The organism is Allocoprococcus comes, from assembly GCF_013300725.1.
Taxonomy (GTDB): Bacteria; Bacillota; Clostridia; order Lachnospirales; family Lachnospiraceae; genus Allocoprococcus; species Allocoprococcus comes_A.
In genome coordinates, this window is the sequence record NZ_JAAIMM010000011.1 from 45023 (window position 1) to 62693 (window position 17671).

General features: G+C 45.1%; 16 protein-coding genes. All 16 read right to left on the reverse strand.

The annotated features are described in order from the left end of the window. Position 1: 1 nt before the first annotated feature. The 16 genes from hisS to rfbA all read right to left on the reverse strand — a co-directional run bounded on the left by hisS (position 2) and on the right by rfbA (position 17589). Positions 2 to 1273 carry a histidine--tRNA ligase gene (gene hisS / locus G4407_RS07660; protein WP_173688375.1) on the reverse strand — a complete coding sequence of 424 codons (1272 nt, stop codon included), beginning with the start codon at positions 1271 to 1273 and terminating at the stop codon, positions 2 to 4. Next, positions 1258 to 2757 carry a coproporphyrinogen dehydrogenase HemZ gene (gene hemZ, locus G4407_RS07665; protein ID WP_173688376.1) on the reverse strand — a complete coding sequence of 500 codons (1500 nt, stop codon included), beginning with the start codon at positions 2755 to 2757 and terminating at the stop codon, positions 1258 to 1260. The genes hisS and hemZ overlap by 16 nt, the downstream gene beginning before the upstream one ends. A 12-nt stretch (positions 2758 to 2769) precedes the next feature. After that, positions 2770 to 3393: an MBL fold metallo-hydrolase gene (locus G4407_RS07670; RefSeq protein ID WP_173688377.1), complete on the reverse strand. Its 624-nt coding sequence runs from the start codon at positions 3391 to 3393 to the stop codon at positions 2770 to 2772. A 6-nt stretch (positions 3394 to 3399) separates the two neighbouring features. Continuing rightward, on the reverse strand, positions 3400 to 5724 hold the full coding sequence (locus G4407_RS07675) for a RelA/SpoT family protein (RefSeq protein WP_173688378.1): 2325 nt from the start codon (positions 5722 to 5724) through the stop codon (positions 3400 to 3402). Positions 5725 to 5743: 19 nt separating this feature from the next. Beyond that, a complete protein-coding gene (locus G4407_RS07680) occupies positions 5744 to 6268 on the reverse strand; it encodes an adenine phosphoribosyltransferase (protein WP_173688379.1) in 525 nt (174 codons plus the stop codon). Positions 6269 to 6339: 71 nt separating this feature from the next. Continuing rightward, positions 6340 to 8100, reverse strand: coding sequence for a single-stranded-DNA-specific exonuclease RecJ (gene recJ, locus G4407_RS07685; RefSeq protein ID WP_173688380.1), 1761 nt, complete (start codon positions 8098 to 8100; stop codon positions 6340 to 6342). Between the two features lie 79 nt (positions 8101 to 8179). Continuing rightward, positions 8180 to 10345 (reverse strand): protein translocase subunit SecD, encoded by a 2166-nt coding sequence (secD, locus tag G4407_RS07690; protein WP_173688381.1) that lies wholly within the window; start codon positions 10343 to 10345, stop codon positions 8180 to 8182. 15 nt (positions 10346 to 10360) lie between these two features. After that, complete coding sequence (gene scfB / locus G4407_RS07695; RefSeq protein WP_173688382.1) at positions 10361 to 11758, reverse strand: thioether cross-link-forming SCIFF peptide maturase; 1398 nt, start codon at positions 11756 to 11758, stop codon at positions 10361 to 10363. Positions 11759 to 11873: 115 nt separating this feature from the next. After that, the gene (scfA, locus tag G4407_RS07700) at positions 11874 to 12017 is read right to left on the reverse strand and encodes a six-cysteine ranthipeptide SCIFF (protein WP_008369659.1); all 144 of its coding nucleotides are present in this window, start codon (positions 12015 to 12017) and stop codon (positions 11874 to 11876) included. An 89-nt stretch (positions 12018 to 12106) separates the two neighbouring features. After that, complete coding sequence (locus tag G4407_RS07705) at positions 12107 to 12478, reverse strand: TIGR04086 family membrane protein (protein ID WP_173688383.1); 372 nt, start codon at positions 12476 to 12478, stop codon at positions 12107 to 12109. Between the two features lie 52 nt (positions 12479 to 12530). Then, positions 12531 to 13079, reverse strand: a complete 549-nt coding sequence (gene spoVT, locus G4407_RS07710) for a stage V sporulation protein T (RefSeq protein ID WP_173688384.1) — start codon at positions 13077 to 13079, stop codon at positions 12531 to 12533. 104 nt (positions 13080 to 13183) lie between these two features. After that, on the reverse strand, positions 13184 to 14206 hold the full coding sequence (locus tag G4407_RS07715) for an aminoglycoside phosphotransferase family protein (protein WP_173688385.1): 1023 nt from the start codon (positions 14204 to 14206) through the stop codon (positions 13184 to 13186). Position 14207: 1 nt separating this feature from the next. After that, positions 14208 to 14753, reverse strand: coding sequence for a dTDP-4-dehydrorhamnose 3,5-epimerase (gene rfbC, locus G4407_RS07720; protein ID WP_173688386.1), 546 nt, complete (start codon positions 14751 to 14753; stop codon positions 14208 to 14210). Between the two features lie 7 nt (positions 14754 to 14760). After that, positions 14761 to 15684, reverse strand: coding sequence for a dTDP-4-dehydrorhamnose reductase (gene rfbD, locus G4407_RS07725; protein WP_173688387.1), 924 nt, complete (start codon positions 15682 to 15684; stop codon positions 14761 to 14763). Beyond that, entirely contained in the window at positions 15678 to 16676 is a 999-nt protein-coding gene (gene rfbB / locus G4407_RS07730; protein WP_173688388.1) for a dTDP-glucose 4,6-dehydratase, read from the reverse strand. Before rfbB ends, rfbD begins: the two co-directional genes overlap by 7 nt. Positions 16677 to 16692: 16 nt before the next feature. Further along, positions 16693 to 17589, reverse strand: a complete 897-nt coding sequence (gene rfbA, locus G4407_RS07735) for a glucose-1-phosphate thymidylyltransferase RfbA (RefSeq protein WP_173688428.1) — start codon at positions 17587 to 17589, stop codon at positions 16693 to 16695. Positions 17590 to 17671 lie beyond the last annotated feature (82 nt).

The window sequence follows — 17671 nt, forward strand, 5'->3', positions numbered from 1 at the left end:
CTTATAAATCCATAACGGAATCTTTGTAGCAGTCTGTGATATCTTCATATCCTTCTGCGATCAGCTGATCCTTCTGGAATTTCTTGTTCTTCTTCATATTGACCACCAGAACCTGTTTCCCGGCTGCGCGGTCAGCTTTTGCCATCTCAAGTACTTTGAGGATGCCTTCCTTGTGCATATTCTTTTCAAGAAGATATGCTTTTTTCTGGCGCTTGGAAGGAATCTCATATCCATTTTCCAGAAGCAGCATGACAATACGCTCAAATCCGATTGAGAATCCACATGCCGGTGTGTCCTGCCCTGTGAATTTACCGATCATCTTATCGTAACGTCCGCCACCTGCAACAGAGCCGCCGAATTCATCCATCGTTACTTCAAAAATGGTTCCTGTATAGTAAGATTGTCCACGTACCAGCGTCGGATCAAATTTTACTTTGAAATCTGCCTCTTTTGCACTTTCTACGCTGGAAATGATCATTTCCATGCTGTCAGCTGTCTTCTCATCAAGGAATCCTGCCAGCTTTTCTTTGCAGAAACGGATTCCGTCAACATCCGGGCTGATCTCATCAAAGAGTCCAAGATAAGTATCTACATTTTCTTTTGTATAACCCATCTCAACCAGTTCTTCGCCTACACCTTCTTTGCCGATCTTATCCATCTTATCAAGGATGATAAATACTTCGTCGAAATCTTCTTCCTTAAATCCACTGAATGCAGCCATCGCCTTTAAGATATTACGGTCATTGATACATACCGTAAAATTGTGGAAGTCCATCTTTCCAAGCATGGTCGTGGTTGCAAGGATCAGTTCGATCTCTGCAAGATTACCCGGCTCACCTAAAATATCGATATCGCACTGCATGAACTGACGGAAACGTCCTCTCTGTGGACGGTCTGCTCTCCATACATTGCCAATCTGAAGTGCCTTAAACGGTGACGGCAGTTCATTTGCATGATTTGCATAGTATCTTGCAAGCGGAACTGTCAGGTCATAACGAAGTCCTCCGTCTACCAGATCGATCTCTTCTTTTGCCTCAGCAATTTTCAGTTTTTCCCCTCTCTTCAGAATCTTGAAGATCAGTTTTTCATTGTCACCGCCCTGTTTGCTGCACAGGTTCTCAATGTGTTCCACACACGGTGTCTCTATGGAAGTAAATCCAAATGTCTTATAGGTATCCTTGATCATCTGGATCACATAATCTCTGATTTCCATTTCTTTCGGGAGCATGTCTTTCATGCCGGTAACCGGTTTTTTCTTTAATGCCATAACCATTCTCCTTTTCGCTCTATCATCTCATCGATACGGGAAATATATTCTCCCACATCCCTGACATTTTCTATTCTTATCAGATTCGTCATCCGCCCGTTTTTACTTCCAGGCGCCGGAATCTCATACGGAAGCACCACCTTAGTCGATGCGCCTGCACCGGCAGCAACGATGGACTGCTTTTCCTCCATAATCAGTATATTGTAAATTCCCGCTTTGTCAACCTTTGCGTAACCTACATTTTCAAAATTTCCTGCAATATTCTTCTGTCTGTAGAGATAATACGGATAAAGCCCCATCTCACCGGCCGCCTTACGTGCCATATCGATCATCTCTTCCAGCTCTCTTGCCATCTGTTTGTAATTCTGTTTTTCTGCGCTTGCAGCCCGTTCGCGTGTCAGTCTCGAACCATGTTTCATTGCAAGTGCATGGACCGTCAAACTGTCCGGTGCAAGCTCTTTGATCTGGCGAAGAGTATCTTCCATCTCCTCCGGATGTTCTCCCGGAAGCCCTGCGATCAGATCCATATTGATATTGTCAAATCCCAGTTCTCTTGCCAGATGGAAAATGCGGACTACATCCTCCACTGTGTGACGTCTTCCGATCACATCCAGTGTCTTCTGCTGCATGGTCTGCGGATTGATAGAAATTCTGCCAACTCCATGCTTTCGGATCACTCGCAGCTTGTCCTCAGTAATGCTGTCCGGTCTTCCGGCTTCAATCGTATATTCTTTCAGATGTTCAAAAGAAAAATGTTCTTCCAGAAAACTCAAAACCCGGTCCATCTGCTGTGCACCCAGGGTTGTCGGCGTACCGCCTCCCATATAAATCGCATTAAGATGCTTTTCTTTTGAAACCTCCGCAATAAATGCAAGCTCTTTTAAAAGTGCATCTACATATTCATCCATCCGGTCCTGCCATTTTGCAACCGGATAAGAAGTAAAGGAGCAGTAACTGCAGGTTGTCGGGCAGAACGGAATTCCGATATAAAGGCTATATCCATTTTCATAATCCAGCTTGTCAAGCTGGGCTTTTTCCCGCTTTGCGATCTCAATACCAAGCCTTGCTTTCTTCATGCTTACCACATAGGTATCATGCATATACCGTATGATTTCTTCCTCAGAAGAACCTTCCTCCAGTCTTTCCATGATCATCTTTGTGGGGCGGACACCTGTCATATTCCCCCATGCATGTTCTTCTCCGGTCTTTTTGACCAGGGTCTGATATAATTTTTTATTGATATAACGCTTTTGTTCTCTTTTTTCGCTGATGTCTGCGATTTCAGCCTCCCTGCAACGAAAAAAGGTCCACCGGACCTTTTTATCACATGCCTGCTCTTCCAGATCCGGTTCCTCTTCTGCGGTCATCTCGATCAGAAGTTCCTGCTCTGGATCTACCTTCTGGCTGATCTCGGCATCAGGAAGAAATGACTTTACGATATGATACATGTCGTAGGTGAAACGTTCATTTTTACAGCTGATCCGAATCATTTTTCTGCTCCTCTACACATACGGGTTGTTCACTTTTTCGTTGCCAATCGTTGTTGCGCCCATATGTCCCGGGAATACCTTTGTTTCATCCGGAAGCAGGAACAGCTTTTCCTTGATCGAACGAATCAGTGCAGAAGTGCTGCTGGTTGCAAAATCACTTCTTCCGACTGAACAACAGAACAATGTATCTCCACTGAAAAGTACTCCCTCTTTTTCTACATAGTAGCATACGCCGCCCTGGGTATGTCCCGGTGTATGGATCACCCGGAAATCTTCTCCGATCAGATGAAGCACATCTCCATCATGGATCACTTCTCCACCCGGGTAGCTGTAGCCATTTGTATATACCGTTGACTCATTCATAGACGGTGTGTGAAGAAGCTCCAGATCGGATTCTTCTACATAAACCGGCATTTTCCCATACCGGTCGATCACTTTATCGATTCCCATGATATGATCAAAATGCGCATGAGTCAGAAGAATTGCCTTAATTACAAGCTCTTCCTCTTCGATATAACCGATCATCGCTTTTGACAGGTTTGCCGGATCAACGATCACGGTCTCTTTTGTTTCTTCATTGGTAACAATGTAACAATTGGTACTGATAATTCCTGTTACAAATTTTTCGATTTTCATTTCTTTTTACCCCACTGCTCGTTCTATATCCAGCACGCCGACGATCTGCCGGAGCTTTCCGATCACTTTTCCAAGCTCCTCTCTTCCCCGGACAATAAATCCGGCTTCGATTGTTGCTGTTCCCTGTTTGCTGGTTCTTACATTCATAGACTTCACATCAATATTCATCTCCGTGAACACCTTGGACATATCCATCAGAAGTCCCTGCCTGTCATTTGCATACATCTTGATCTCAGCCAGATAGCTTCCGGTATCTGTACCTTCCTCCGGTTTTTCCCATTCTGCCGGGATCAGACGCGCTCTTTCCGCTTCTGACAGATGAATGATATTGACACAGTCCGTCCGGTGGATCGACATTCCGCGTCCACGGGTGATAAAGCCAACGATCTCATCTCCCGGCACCGGATTGCAGCATCTGGAAAAACGCACTGCCATATCGTCGATTCCCTTGACCACAATACCACTCTTGGATCTGGTGATATGCACCTTGTTCTTTGCCGCTTCCGCAACCTTTTCCAGAACACTTTCGTCGGTCAGTTCTTTTCGGTGATCCTTACTGTATTCTTCCGCAAGACGGTTGACAATCTGCCCTTCCTTCAATCCACCATGCCCAAGTGCTGCAAGGATCGAATCCCAGTCCTTAAAGCCGTACTTTTCCTGCACGATCTGCATATATTTCGGTTTCATCAGATCCGAGAGTACAAATCCTTTTGCCTTACAGTAAATGGCGAGCATTTCCTTACCACGTACAATATTTTCTTCTTTGAATTCTTTCTTAAACCACTGGTTGATCTTGTTCTTCGCCTGGGTACTCTTGACGATACTCAGCCAGTCACGGCTCGGTCCTTTGGAGTTCTGCGAAGTCAGGATCTCGATTCGATCCCCGTTCTGGATCTTGTAATCGATATTGACCAGCTTGCCATTGACTCTGGCACCTACCATCTTGTTGCCGACTGCAGTATGGATCGCATAGGCAAAGTCAACCGGCGTAGAACCGTTCGGCAAATTCTTGACATCTCCGTTCGGTGTAAAACAGTATACATCCTCTGCAAAAAGATCCAGATCTCCTTTCAGAAGATTCAGAAATTCCCGGTTGTCTGACATGTCTCGCTGCCATTCCAGGATCTGACGAAGCCAGCTCAGTTTCTCTTCTTCCTTCGCTTCAACGCTCTTCTTTCCATCCTCGGACTCTTTATATTTCCAATGTGCCGCAATACCGTATTCAGCAGTTTTATGCATCTCTTTTGTACGGATCTGGATCTCAAACGGCTGACCGATCGAGCTCATCAGAGTTGTATGCAGAGACTGGTACATATTTGCCTTCGGCATTGCGATATAGTCTTTAAAGCGTCCCGGTACCGGTGTATACATCTCATGGATAACTCCAAGCGCCGCATAACAGTCTTTTACAGAATCTACGATAATACGGACTGCAAACAGATCATAGATCTGATCCACCGTCTTATCCTGGTTCACCATCTTTTTGTAAATACTGAAAAAATGCTTCACGCGTCCGTTCACTTCTGCATCAATGTTCGCATTCTTCATATGTGTGGAAACCTCATCCACAATCTGCTGGACAAATTCTTCCCTTTCCGTCTTCCTTGCATTGATCTGCCTTACCAGATCGTTAAAGACCTCCGGCTGGGAATATTTGAGTGCCAGATCATCCAGCTCTGTCTTGATCTTGGAAATACCAAGCCGCTGTGCGATCGGAGCATAGATATCCATGGTTTCTTTTGCTTTTTCCAGCTGCTTCTCCGGTCGCATATACTGCAGGGTACGCATATTGTGCAGACGGTCGGCAAGCTTGATGATGATAACACGGATGTCCTTTGCCATCGCAAGGAACATCTTACGAAGATTCTCAGCCTGCACCTCCAGCTTATCTGCTGAATAGGAAAGCTGTCCCAGCTTTGTGACACCGTCTACCAGAAGCGCCACCTCATCTCCGAATTCCTGACGGATCTCTTCGTCCGTCATCACCGTGTCTTCAACCACATCATGAAGGATGCCGGCAACGATCGTCTCTTTGTCCATCTCCAGCTGTGCCAGAATGATTCCAACCCACAGAGGATGGATAATATACTGCTCTCCGGATTTCCGTGTCTGCCCTTTGTGTGCATCTCTTGCAATGTGATATGCTTTTTCGATCATAGAGACGTCCGCCGAAGGATGGTACTTTCTGACTCGCTCGATCAGACTTTTATAGAGCAGTTCCGGATTCTGATAATCTTCCACATCCTTTACCGCATGACCATCTACGATCTCCAGTTTTTTATGTGTTGGTTCGATCAGCATCTCCTGCTGGATTCCGATATCATCTGCCATAGCCTTCCCTTCCTTCTCATTAGTTTCCCGGATACTGGATCACCGAGTCTACTTTGTATCCTTTCAGTCTTTCCCGTCCTTTTAAGCCCATCAGTTCGATCAGGCAGAGAACTTCTACAACCTCACCGCCAAGTCCTTCGATCAGTTTGATCATCGCTTCTGCCGTACCGCCTGTTGCCATCAGGTCGTCTACGATCACAACCTTGTCTCCCGGTTTGATCGAACGCTTGTGGATCTCGATCTCTGCACTTCCATATTCCAGATCATACTTGATCGATGCTGTCTCGCAAGGAAGCTTTCCTTTTTTACGGATCGGCACAAATGCCTTATGCAGATTATATGCAATCGGCATTCCGAAAATAAATCCTCTGGACTCCGGCCCGATCACGATATTGAAATCCACACCGTCAAGCTTATCCTGCAGTTCCTGAATGGAAAGCTGAAGTCCCTCCGGATCTTCGAGAATGCTGGTTACATCTCTGAAAATAATTCCTTTTTCCGGATAATCCGGAATGCTGACAACATATTCTTCAAGTTTTTTCATCTTTCTTCTCCACCTTACCTACAAATATATACAATATCTATTAGTATAGCATAAAATTGCTGTTTTTCAAATTATTTATAATTTTGGATCACAATCTGTGGTGTACGGACTCCCTGATACTCATTGATATCCGGATAATAGGTAAATGCCATAACAATTCCATGCCCGTGTCCGCGCAGCAGACACTCACAGGCAATATCTCCAAATTTTTCACGCACATATTCCACAAAGGTATTCACATCTCCAAAATATATGGCATCCATCCTTGTACCGTGAAGATCCTTCACCTGCAGCTTCAGCACATTTTTATTCTTACCAAGGATTCTCGCACTTTCCACCTGTACCTGTCTTTCCGCAAAGACCGGACGTGCATTTCCTTTGCCAAACGGTTCCAGAACCGCAAGCTCTCCGATAAATTTTTCATTGACACATTCAAACGGGAGCTGCATATCTATGGCAATCTTTTCATTCAGATCCTCTGGTGTGATCCCGGATTTTTCGTTGATCTCCTTACGGAACTGTTCCAGATTCTCCTCTGGCATGGAAAGACCTGCCGCCATCTTATGCCCGCCGAATTTTGACAACAGATGCTTTACACGGTTCAGTCCTTCATACATGTGCCATGTCTCGATCGATCTTCCTGAGCCCTTTAAACCTTCCGCACCCTTCGTCAGCACAAAGACCGGACGGTAATATTTTTCCCGGATCCTTCCTGCCACGATCCCGGCAAGGCTTTCATGACATTCCGGCAGGTAGACCACCAGCACGTCTGCATCCTTAAGTTCACTGTTCTCCACCTGGATAAACGCCTCTTCTACCGCCTGCGCCGTCATATCCTTCCGGCTGTCATTGAGTGCTTTCAGATCACCTGCCAGCAGATCCGCCTCCGCCACTTTCTTTGCCTCCAGAAGCTCCAGGGCACGCTTTGCCGTATCCAGTCTTCCACTGGCATTCATACACGGACCGATCACAAATCCAATGTGATACGGAGACAACTTATCTACATTCACACCAGTACATCCCATCAACGCCTTCAGGCCCAGATTCTCCGTCCGTTTCAGCATATCCAGTCCCTGTTTTACGAAAATACGGTTTTCGTCCACCAGATCCATAACATCACCGATCGTTGCGATCGCCACATTTTCCATCAGATAATCTACATCTTCCGCATCCTTTCCCATAGCTTCCATCAGAGCCTCCACCAGCTTGTAAGCAACCGCAGCCCCGCACAGACCTTTGAACGGATAAGTACAGTCCTCCTGCTTCGGATCCACAACCGCATCTGCCTCCGGCAGAATATATCTTCGTTCCCCACCAATTTCCGTATATGGGACCTCATGATGATCCGTCACCACAACTGTCATTCCCATACTTTTTGCATAGGCGATCTCCTCTGCTGCCGCAATCCCGTTATCACAGGTAATGATCGTATCCACGTCGGCCTCCAGCGCCCGGTCGATCAGATTCCGGTTCAGGCCATACCCGTCCTTCATACGATCCGGAATGTCACTGTCCACATCAGCTCCGAGCATCCGGAATCCCTCCAGAAGAATATAGGTCGACTGGATTCCATCAATATCATAGTCTCCGATGATCCTGATTTTTACATTTTCTTTTATCTTTTCTCCAAGAACCGCTACTGCCTTGTCCATATCCTTCATCAGCATTCCATCGTACAGATCGGCGATCGTACCGTTTAAATATTTCTCGATCGCATCATCCCCGATCACATCCCGGTTTCTTATCAAAGAAGCCACTCGCGGACTGATATGGAATTTTTCACTGATATGCTGAAAATCCGCTCCTTTTCTCAGAAGTACCCAGTTCTCCATCTTCTCTTTTCCTTTCTTTGGTAGTCAGATAATACAAAGATGCCGGAGGATTCTCCCCCGACACCTCATTTTCTGTCAGTTATTTCTTTTTCGCTGCTTTTTTGCCGCTGATTTTTGTTTTCATTACATACCATAATGCACCTGTGATACATACAGATGAATATCCACCACCTGCAATACCAACCATAAGCGGTGCAGCAAATTCTTTGATCGAACTTACGCCCAGAATATACAGAACAGCTACCATAACAAATGTGGTAAATGTAGTATAAATACTTCTTGTCAGTGTGTAAGTGATACTTCTGTTGACAACATCCTTCAGATCATCATTTCTCTTCATCGTGCGAAGTTCTTCACGGATACGGTCAAAAATAACGATCGTTGCGTTGATAGAATATCCGAGGATTGTCAGCATACATGCGATAAATGTATTACCTACAGAAGTTCTTGCAACCGCATAGAATGTAAGGACAAATAAAAGGTCATGCAAAAGTGCAAGAACCGCACTGGATCCAAAACGTACATCTTTGAACCGGAACCAGATATAGATCAGCATACAGATTGCAGAAATAATAACTGCAACGATCGCATCCTGCCTCATTTCAGAACTTACAGTAGAACTGATATTCTCAGCCGTGATCGTAGATGCATCTACGCCGAAGTTCTCTGCAAGTGCATTGTTCAGCGCCTCTCTTTCATCCAGACTCAGTGTCTGTGTCTTGATGATGATCTGGTTGCTGTCTTTTACTTTCTGTGCCTGTACATTGTGATCGCCGGTTGTCTCTTCTACAACCGGAACAATCTTGGAATCAATCTCTTTGATCGAATAATCTTTGTCAAATGTTACAGTTGTTGAAGTACCACCTTTGAATTCCAGGCTGTAATTTAACGCACCGTTTCCTTTGGAAGACTGAACTCCCATCGTGATCAGACCAGCTGCGATCACAGCAATGGAAATCACAAAGAAGATTGCTTTCTTTCCAAGGAAATCGATCACCTTTCTCTCTTTTTTGAACTTCTTTGCGTAGAACTTTACATCACGAAGCCCGATTGCGTACAGAGAGAAAATGATCACTCTTGTGATGACAAGAGCAGTAAACATAGATACTACGATACCAAGCGCCAGTGTCTGTGCAAATCCTTTTACAGAACCGGATCCCTTGAACCACAATACAGCTGCGGCGATCAGAGTTGTCACGTTACCGTCAACGATCGCAGACATCGCTTTGTGGAAACCATTCTTCAGGGAAGTCTTGACGCTGATACCGGCTGTCACTTCCTCACGCACACGTGCAAAAATGATAACATTGGCATCCACCGCCATACCGATTCCAAGAATAATACCTGCAATACCCGGGAGGGTAAGCGTGATATTGAATGCATTTAAAAGGATAAGAACCAGCCCTGTATAAATCAGAAGTGCAAGCCCTGCCGCAAGACCCGGAATCAGGTAAACAATACACATAAATACAAAGATGATCGCAAGTCCGATCGCACCGGCCATTAAACTTGTTCTGATAGCATCTTCACCAAGCTGTGCCGCTACAACATTGGAACGGAGTTCTTCCAGTTCCAGCGAAAGACCACCTATTCGGATGGTAGAAGCAAGATTGTCTGCCGCTTCATAGCTCTCCATACCGGTAATAACGGCTTCTCCGCCTTCGATCGCCTGATTAACTCTTGGTGAACTGATTGTCTGTCCATCATAAATAATGGAAATCTGTTTTCCTACATTTGCTGCTGTTGCTTCTGCAAATTTGGTTGTTCCTTCTTTTGTAAGTTGCAGAGCTACAACATATTCTTTGTTCTTAGTCGTAGAGTTCTCCTGTGTCTGAGCCTCTGCATTTTTAACATCTGTTCCTTCAAGAACGGTATTGCCATCTGCATCCTGAAATACCAGTGATCCTGGTTTGCCAAGTTCTTCCAGAACTTTATTGGCATCAGATACACCCGGGATCTCGATGTTGATCCGGTCATCCCCTTCCTGATATACACTTGCTTCTGTACTGTACTGCTCTACACGCTTCTGCAGCTTGTAGATCGTATCCTTCATATCTTCTGCTGAAGGATTCTTGTCTTTCGTCTGATAGGTAATGCTGACACCACCGGCAAGGTCAAGACCAAGATTGATATTTCTTGCGGAACCTGTGTGGGAGGAACCAAATCCCTGCCAGCAGGTAAATCCAAGAAGTCCTAAAAGTGCAGCAATCAGAACAAGGCTTACTATTCCTTTACTCTTCTTCATGTCCAAGTCCCTTTCTTAGTTTTCGTCTGCCATTGCAGCCTTTATCATAATCGCGCATTCCACGCGCTTACGTTCCATCTCACAGCCCAGATCATAAGAATCATTTAATCCGTCTGCATACTTGTATGCGTTTGCCATACATCCACCACTGCAGTAGAATCTTGCAAAACATTTCTTGCATTTTTCTTTGGTATATACGTTACAGCAACGGAACTCATCTGCGATCTCCGGTCTTGTAATCCCTTCGTTTACATTTCCCATCAGGAAATCTTCATCACCTACAAACTGATGACACGGATAGAAATCTCCCCATGGTGTAACAGCAAGGTATTCGGTTCCCGAGCCACATCCGGACAGACGTTTGTACAGACAAGGTCCTCCTTCCAGGTCGATCATAAAGTGGAAGAAATTGAATCCTTCTCCCTTTTTATCTTTCTCGATAATATATCTTGCAAGCTTGTCATACTCATCAAAGATCTGCGGAAGATCTTCTTCCCGGATTGCATACGGATCAGATTCATCCCCGACAACCGGTTCGATCGACATCTGCTTGAAGCCAAGCTCTGCAAAATGCTTTACATCCTCTGAAAAATCCAGATTGTTTCTGGTAAATGTTCCACGGATATAGTAGCGCTCCTGATTACGTGAATCTGCAAGCTTCTGGAACTTCGGAACGATCAGATCATAGCTTCCTTTTCCATTTCTGAAAGGACGCATTCTGTCATTTACTTCCTTACGTCCGTCAAGACTGATGACCACGTTATCCATCTCTTTATTGATAAACTCCTGAATCTCATCATTCAGAAGCACTCCGTTCGTAGTTACTGTAAAGCGGAAGTGCTTGTCATGAAGCTTCTCCTGCTCTCTTCCGTATGCCACCAGGTCTTTTACAACCTGCCAGTTCATAAGCGGCTCCCCGCCAAAGAAATCAACTTCCAGATTCCTTCTTGTTCCGGAATTGGCGATCAGAAAATCCAGGGCTTTCTTACCAACTTCATAAGTCATAAGCGCCCTTCTTCCGTGATACTCTCCTTCTTCTGCGAAACAGTATTTGCAGGCAAGATTGCAGTCGTGTGCGATATGCAGGCAGAGTGCCTTCACAACTGTCTTACGCTTGATAACCTCCCCGATAAAAGGTTCATATGTATCAACAACAAAAAGCTGTCCATTCTCTGTCAGCTCTGTCACATCATCCAATATATCTCTGAGTTCTTCTTCGGAATATTTCCCTTCCAGCTCATCTTTCAGCTGGTTCCATGTACTTTCTTCTTTCAGTGTCTGCACTGTCTGATTCTCGTTCATACGGTTCAGACATGCAATAACCTCGTACCCCGGCTCGTCCACTACATGAACGCATCCGCTGTTGACATCAAGTACAATATTATATCCATTGTTCTGGTACTGATGAATCACAACCGGTACCCCTTTCTATCCTTATTTTTCAAATTTTTCCTCATACGTCAAATGACAGCGGCTTTAAAGCCGCTGCCTGCTTGTCATACTTATTCACTGCACTTACAAATATCTCTTATTTGCTGTGTTCGCAAGTCTGATTTCCTACTGTACAAGAAGTCTTGCATGCTGACTGACAGGATGTCTGGCATTCTCCGCATCCGCCCTTCTTTACTGTATTGTTCAGAGTCTGTGTATTCAATGTTTTAATGTGTTTCATTGTAAGATCCTCCTTCTTTGCTCATTATGTGATACAGTATAGCACATGTCCCTTGATACCGTCAACGCAAAAATTACATCTCCGCCCCTTCAGGACACCATACCACCGAGCATTCCGCCTGCCCCACAGAGGATCCAGGCGATCATCATCTGCATTCCACCCTGCACGCTCCGGTAGATCCCTGCTGAAATTGCAAACAGTAGCAGAAAATAGAGCATTCCAAGCATAAATCCTCGCAGGAATTTCCTTGTCTTCCCCATTTTTCCCATGACAAATCCACCGGCAAATGTGGAAATTATGTAAACCGCAAGGATCCCGATCCGGACGGTTTTCTCGCTTAAGTCAAACTTATACAGCCCAAAGGACAGTCCGAGCAGCATCAGCATCGTAAGAAAGTAAGAAAGTATCAGTGCTTTCACAAGTCTTGTAAAATGGATATTTTCAAACAGCTTTTTTTCCATAAGAACCCCTCCCGTCCTTTTATACTATGAGAGATTCTTATGAAATATTCCTTTACTGTTCCATCTGTCGTCCCAGAAATCCTGCTGCGCAAAGTGCCATCTTCTGTTCCAGCTCACCGGGTTTTTTCCTGCCGTCCTTTGCCAGAATCACGACAGAACCGATCGCATCTCCGGCGCAGATGATCGGACTTACCACCTGCCATTTCAGTTCTGCATTCTGTCCCGACACGATGACCGTGAACTTCCGCTCCATAGAGGATGCCAGAAACTGCTCCCTTCTTGCGATCACTTCCGCAAGTTGTCTTGTGATCAGCTGCTCCTGAAATTCTTTCTTCCCCGGTCCTGCTGCTGCGATCACCTGATCTGTATCCGTGATACACACCAGATATCCAAGCGTCTGCGCCAGACTTTCTGCATATTGGTCTGCAAAATTTCCCATTTCCCCAAGCGGTGAGTATTTTTTTAGAATGATTTCTCCTTCCCGGTCGGTGAAAATTTCAAGTGCATCACCCTCACGGATACGGAGCGTGCGCCTGATTTCCTTCGGAACGACAATTCTGCCAAGATCATCGATCCGGCGGACAATTCCTGTAGCTTTCATATTGATTCTATTCCTCCTGTGTTCCACATGTTTTCCATATTTTATTCGATATGGGTAGTATGTGGAAAAACGCAGAATTTTATTACTCCGTATCCCTGAAATCTTTATTTATAATATCTTTCTTCGATCATATCCAGAAAATCCTGGTTTAAATAGTCTTCCATCTTTTTAAATGTTTCTTCGTTGCGAATCAGTCTTCCCGGCTCCTGATATTCTACCCACGCCATTGCACACCATGTAATTCCCCTGAGACACGTGATCGGAATAAAAATGTTCAGACGTTCTTCGATTCCACTCACATCAAATCTTCCATTTACCGCCTGGATATATTTTCTTGTAAAATCAGTCATCTCTTCTTCTGTCAGAATCACATCTGTTTTCCAGAAGGTTGTCGTCGGTGCAAGAAAATGCCCCAGATCCTGAACCGGATCCCCATAAAGCGGCTTTTCCCAGTCAATCAGATAATTTTCTTTTCCTGCACCATTCATCAGAAAATTTCCGGAATTCAGTTCTGTGTTAATACAGCATCTGTATCCATCATAATCCCGTATCGCATTGATCTTCTCCTGTCCCAGTTCCAGAAGACGCCGAATCTGTACCTTTTTCTTTTCTTCTCCCAGATCAGAGTTGTAGTATGTCTGCACCATCTGATTGCATTCATCCAGAATCGCCTGCAGCGGATTCGCCGGCGATATCAGTCCATCCGTATCATTCACCGGAACACTGTGGATATCCGCAAGACATTCTGCCGCTTCCATCAGATTCTTCCTGTAATCCAGTGCACTTCCTTCCAGAAATTCCATAACCATTACTCCATATGGCAATTCCTTCTTACTTCCATCTACAAAAACCGGCACCGGTGTCCGCCCGGAATCCTTCAGAAGCTCCAATGCATGATATTCGTATTCAATCTGCTTTTCCAGATGCATCTGACTTCCCGTATTAACACGAAGTACCAGTTTCTTCCCAGTCAGCGGATGCACAAACCAGTAATTGATGTTATATTCTCCCTGCGCAAGTGGCTGATAGGCGATCTGCACTTTCTTCTGCTGCTCTTTTCCGATCCCGATTCCTTCCAGATACTGCGCTGTCTGTACATATTCTTTTAATCCCTGAATTCTTTCCATCTTATTCTCCCAGCCTTCCCCACTGTTTATCTTTTTCGCTCATTCTGTATGGCACATCAAGCTCTGGCCATGCAATATGGATTGTCGGATCATCCCAGGCAATCCCTCCTTCATCATCTGGATGATAAAAATCCGTACATTTATAACAGAAGTCTGCCTGCTCACTCAAAACCAGGAATCCATGTGCAAATCCCTCCGGAATGTAAAACTGCTTTTTATTTTCTTCCGACAGCACGATCCCATACCATTTTCCATAAGTAGCACTTCCCGTTCTGATATCCACTGCCACGTCAAACACAGTTCCCCGTATTACGCGTATCAGCTTTCCCTGCGGATATTTCTTCTGATAATGAAGACCCCTCAGTACTGCTTTTCCGGAAGAGGACTGGTTATCCTGTACAAAGTTCATCGTAAATCCGGCTTCTTCCATGTCCTTCTGATTATAAGTTTCCATAAAGTATCCCCGCAGATCGCCATGCACTGCCGGCTCAATCACACAGAGTCCTTCTATTCCACCTACATTTTTTTCTACTTTTATCTGTCCCATTTTCCTTTTATCCTTTTCTCTCTGCAAGAACTTCCTGCAAATATCTCTCCAGCGCATTCTTCCAGACCGGCAGTGGCTGAAATCCTTCTTCACAAATCCTTTTTCTGTCAAGTCTGCTGTTAAACGGTCTTGCCGCTTTTGAAATTCCGTATTCTGCTGTCGTAACCGGAATCACTTTTACATCTGCATATTCTTTTTCACCAAGCTTCACAGCCTGTGCGAAGATTTCTTTTGCAAAATCATACCAACTGACATATTTTCCTTCATTAGTCACATGATAGATCCCATATCGCTTTGTCACCGACAGATCTGCAAGAAATTTTGCAAGATCTGCTGTGTAAGTCGGCGTTCCAATCTGATCACATACCACTCGAAGTTCCTTCCGTCTTTTCCCCAGCTCCAGCATGGTCTTCACAAAATTATTCCCGTTTTTCCCGAATACCCAGGCAATCCGCACAATAAAATACTCTTTCAGTTCTGCTTTCACTGCCTGTTCACCCTGTAATTTCGTTTCACCGTATCGGTTCAGCGGCGAAAACTCCTCACAATCCGGTTCCCACGGTCTGCTCCCCTGTCCACCAAACACATAGTCTGTACTGATATAAACCATTTTAGCATGAATTTTCTGGCAGGCGGATGCAAGATTTGCTGTGCCCTTTCCATTAACTTCCCATACTTTTTCATAGTTTTCCGGCTCTTCTGCCGCATCCACCGCCGTCCACGCCGCACAGTGGATCACAATATCCGGTTTGAGCCTTTCCAGAACTGCCATAACACCCCCCGCATCCGTGATATCCATCTGCACATAGCGCTCTGAAACTTCTCTTTTTTTCGTACCGCTTCCAATCACTTCATAACCCCGGCTGTCCAATTCACGCATAACATCCTTCCCCAACTGTCCGGCGGCACCTGTTACCAAAAACTTTAGCATTTTATTTTCATTTCCTTTTCTACAATAGGTTCCCACCATTCCCGGTGCTTCAGATACCATTCGATAGTTCTCTTAATGCCATCTGCAAAAGAAGTCTCCGGGATCCAGCCAAGTTCTCTATGAATCTTTGTAGGATCGATTGCATATCTCCTATCATGCCCTTTCCGGTCCTCTACATAAGTGATCAGATCTTCCGATTTTCCAAGTTCTTTACATATCAGCTTCACAATATCGATGTTTTTCATTTCGTTGTGACCGCCGACATTGTAAATTTCCCCTTCTTTCCCCTGACGTAGGATCAGATCGATTGCCCGGCAGTGATCCTTTACATAAAGCCAGTCGCGCACATTTTTTCCATCACCATAAACCGGAAGCGGCTGGTCATGAAGTGCTTCAACGATCATGAGCGGAATCAGCTTTTCCGGCAGATGATAGGGTCCATAATTGTTAGAACAGCGACTGATCGTCACCGGAAGTCCATACGTTCTGTGATAGGACTGTACCAGAAGATCTGCCGCTGCCTTGGATGCACTGTACGGACTGCTCGTATGGATCGGTGTCTCTTCTGTAAAAAACAGATCCGGCCGTTCAAGCGGAAGATCCCCATACACCTCATCCGTAGAAACCTGATGATAACGCCGGATTCCATATTTCCGGCACGCATCCATCAGAACTGCTGTTCCTTTTATATTGGTATCCAGAAAGACTTCCGGATCTTCGATCGACCGGTCTACATGACTTTCTGCTGCAAAGTTAACCACGATATCCGGCTGCTCTTCCTCAAATAACCGGTACACTGCCACCCGGTCTGTCACCGATGCTTTCACAAACCGAAAGAGTGGATTTTTCATCGCCTGTTCCAGTGTTGACAAATGTCCTGCATAAGTCAGTGCATCCAGACAGATGATCCGATCCCCGGGATACTTTTCCATCATATAATAAATAAAGTTGCTGCCAATAAATCCGGCGCCGCCGGTAACAATGATTTTCATAAACTCTCTCCCCTGTCTAAAACAGATTCTCTCTGAACTTTCCTTCTGCTACGTCATGCAAATATTGTCCATACTGATTCTGTCTGTATTTTTCACAGACTTCCAGCAGTGCGTTTCTGGAAATCCAGCCATTCAGATAGGCAATTTCTTCCAGACATCCAATTTTCCGGTGCTGATGAGTCTCTACCGTCTTCACAAAATTAGTCGCATCTGTCAGACTCTCATGGGTGCCCGCATCCAGCCAGGTAAAGCCCTGACCCAGAAGCTCTACCCGAAGTCTTCCCTGCTCCAGATAGATCCGGTTAAGATCCGTGATCTCCAGCTCCCCACGTCTGCTTGGCTTTAACTGTCCTGCATAATCGCTCACCCGGTTATCATAAAAATACAGACCTGTCACACAGTAATTACTTTTCGGATGTTCGGGTTTTTCCTCAATGGAAACCGCCTTGCCCTTTTCATCAAATTCCACGATACCAAACCGTTCCGGATCATCCACATAATATCCAAATATGGTTGCACCGTCTCCTCTCTCCGCTGCTTTTACCGCTTCTAAAAGGCGTTTCTTAAGCCCATGCCCGGCAAACAGATTATCCCCCAGGATCATTGCCGCCGCATCATTGCCAATAAATTTTTTTCCTATTATGAACGCCTGCGCAAGACCTTCCGGTCTTTCCTGCACCGCATAGGTTAATTCGATGCCGAACTGATACCCGTCCCCGAAAAGTTCTTCAAATCTCGGTGTATCCTGTGGTGTACTGATGATCAGGATCTCCCGGATCCCCGCACTCATAAGAACCGACAACGGATAGTAGATCATCGGCTTATCATACACAGGTAAAAGCTGCTTGGATGTCACCATCGTAAGTGGATAGAGACGGGTTCCTGATCCGCCTGCCAAAATAATTCCCTTCATTTTCATATCCCCATTTTTCATTTTTATCCTTTTATTCTACCACGAAACAGCAGTTAGTTTAATAAAATCTCTCAATTATACC

Excerpts from the sequence above, each read along its gene's own strand:
- hemZ (WP_173688376.1), bottom strand. The coding sequence starts at position 2,757 with ATGATTCGGATCAGCTGTAAAAATGAACGTTTCACCTACGACATGTAT.
- scfA (WP_008369659.1), bottom strand. The coding sequence starts at position 12,017 with ATGAAACACATTAAAACATTGAATACACAGACTCTGAACAATACAGTA.
- rfbC (WP_173688386.1), bottom strand. The coding sequence starts at position 14,753 with ATGGGACAGATAAAAGTAGAAAAAAATGTAGGTGGAATAGAAGGACTC.
- rfbD (WP_173688387.1), bottom strand. The coding sequence starts at position 15,684 with ATGCTAAAGTTTTTGGTAACAGGTGCCGCCGGACAGTTGGGGAAGGAT.
- G4407_RS07715 (WP_173688385.1), bottom strand. The coding sequence starts at position 14,206 with ATGGAAAGAATTCAGGGATTAAAAGAATATGTACAGACAGCGCAGTAT.
- spoVT (WP_173688384.1), bottom strand. The coding sequence starts at position 13,079 with ATGAAAGCTACAGGAATTGTCCGCCGGATCGATGATCTTGGCAGAATT.
- G4407_RS07705 (WP_173688383.1), bottom strand. The coding sequence starts at position 12,478 with ATGGAAAAAAAGCTGTTTGAAAATATCCATTTTACAAGACTTGTGAAA.
- secD (WP_173688381.1), bottom strand. The coding sequence starts at position 10,345 with ATGAAGAAGAGTAAAGGAATAGTAAGCCTTGTTCTGATTGCTGCACTT.
- G4407_RS07675 (WP_173688378.1), bottom strand. The coding sequence starts at position 5,724 with ATGGCAGATGATATCGGAATCCAGCAGGAGATGCTGATCGAACCAACA.
- G4407_RS07670 (WP_173688377.1), bottom strand. The coding sequence starts at position 3,393 with ATGAAAATCGAAAAATTTGTAACAGGAATTATCAGTACCAATTGTTAC.
- hisS (WP_173688375.1), bottom strand. The coding sequence starts at position 1,273 with ATGGTTATGGCATTAAAGAAAAAACCGGTTACCGGCATGAAAGACATG.
- rfbA (WP_173688428.1), bottom strand. The coding sequence starts at position 17,589 with ATGAAGGGAATTATTTTGGCAGGCGGATCAGGAACCCGTCTCTATCCA.
- G4407_RS07680 (WP_173688379.1), bottom strand. The coding sequence starts at position 6,268 with ATGAAAAAACTTGAAGAATATGTTGTCAGCATTCCGGATTATCCGGAA.
- recJ (WP_173688380.1), bottom strand. The coding sequence starts at position 8,100 with ATGGAGAACTGGGTACTTCTGAGAAAAGGAGCGGATTTTCAGCATATC.
- rfbB (WP_173688388.1), bottom strand. The coding sequence starts at position 16,676 with ATGAAAATCATTGTTACCGGCGGCGCCGGATTTATTGGCAGCAACTTT.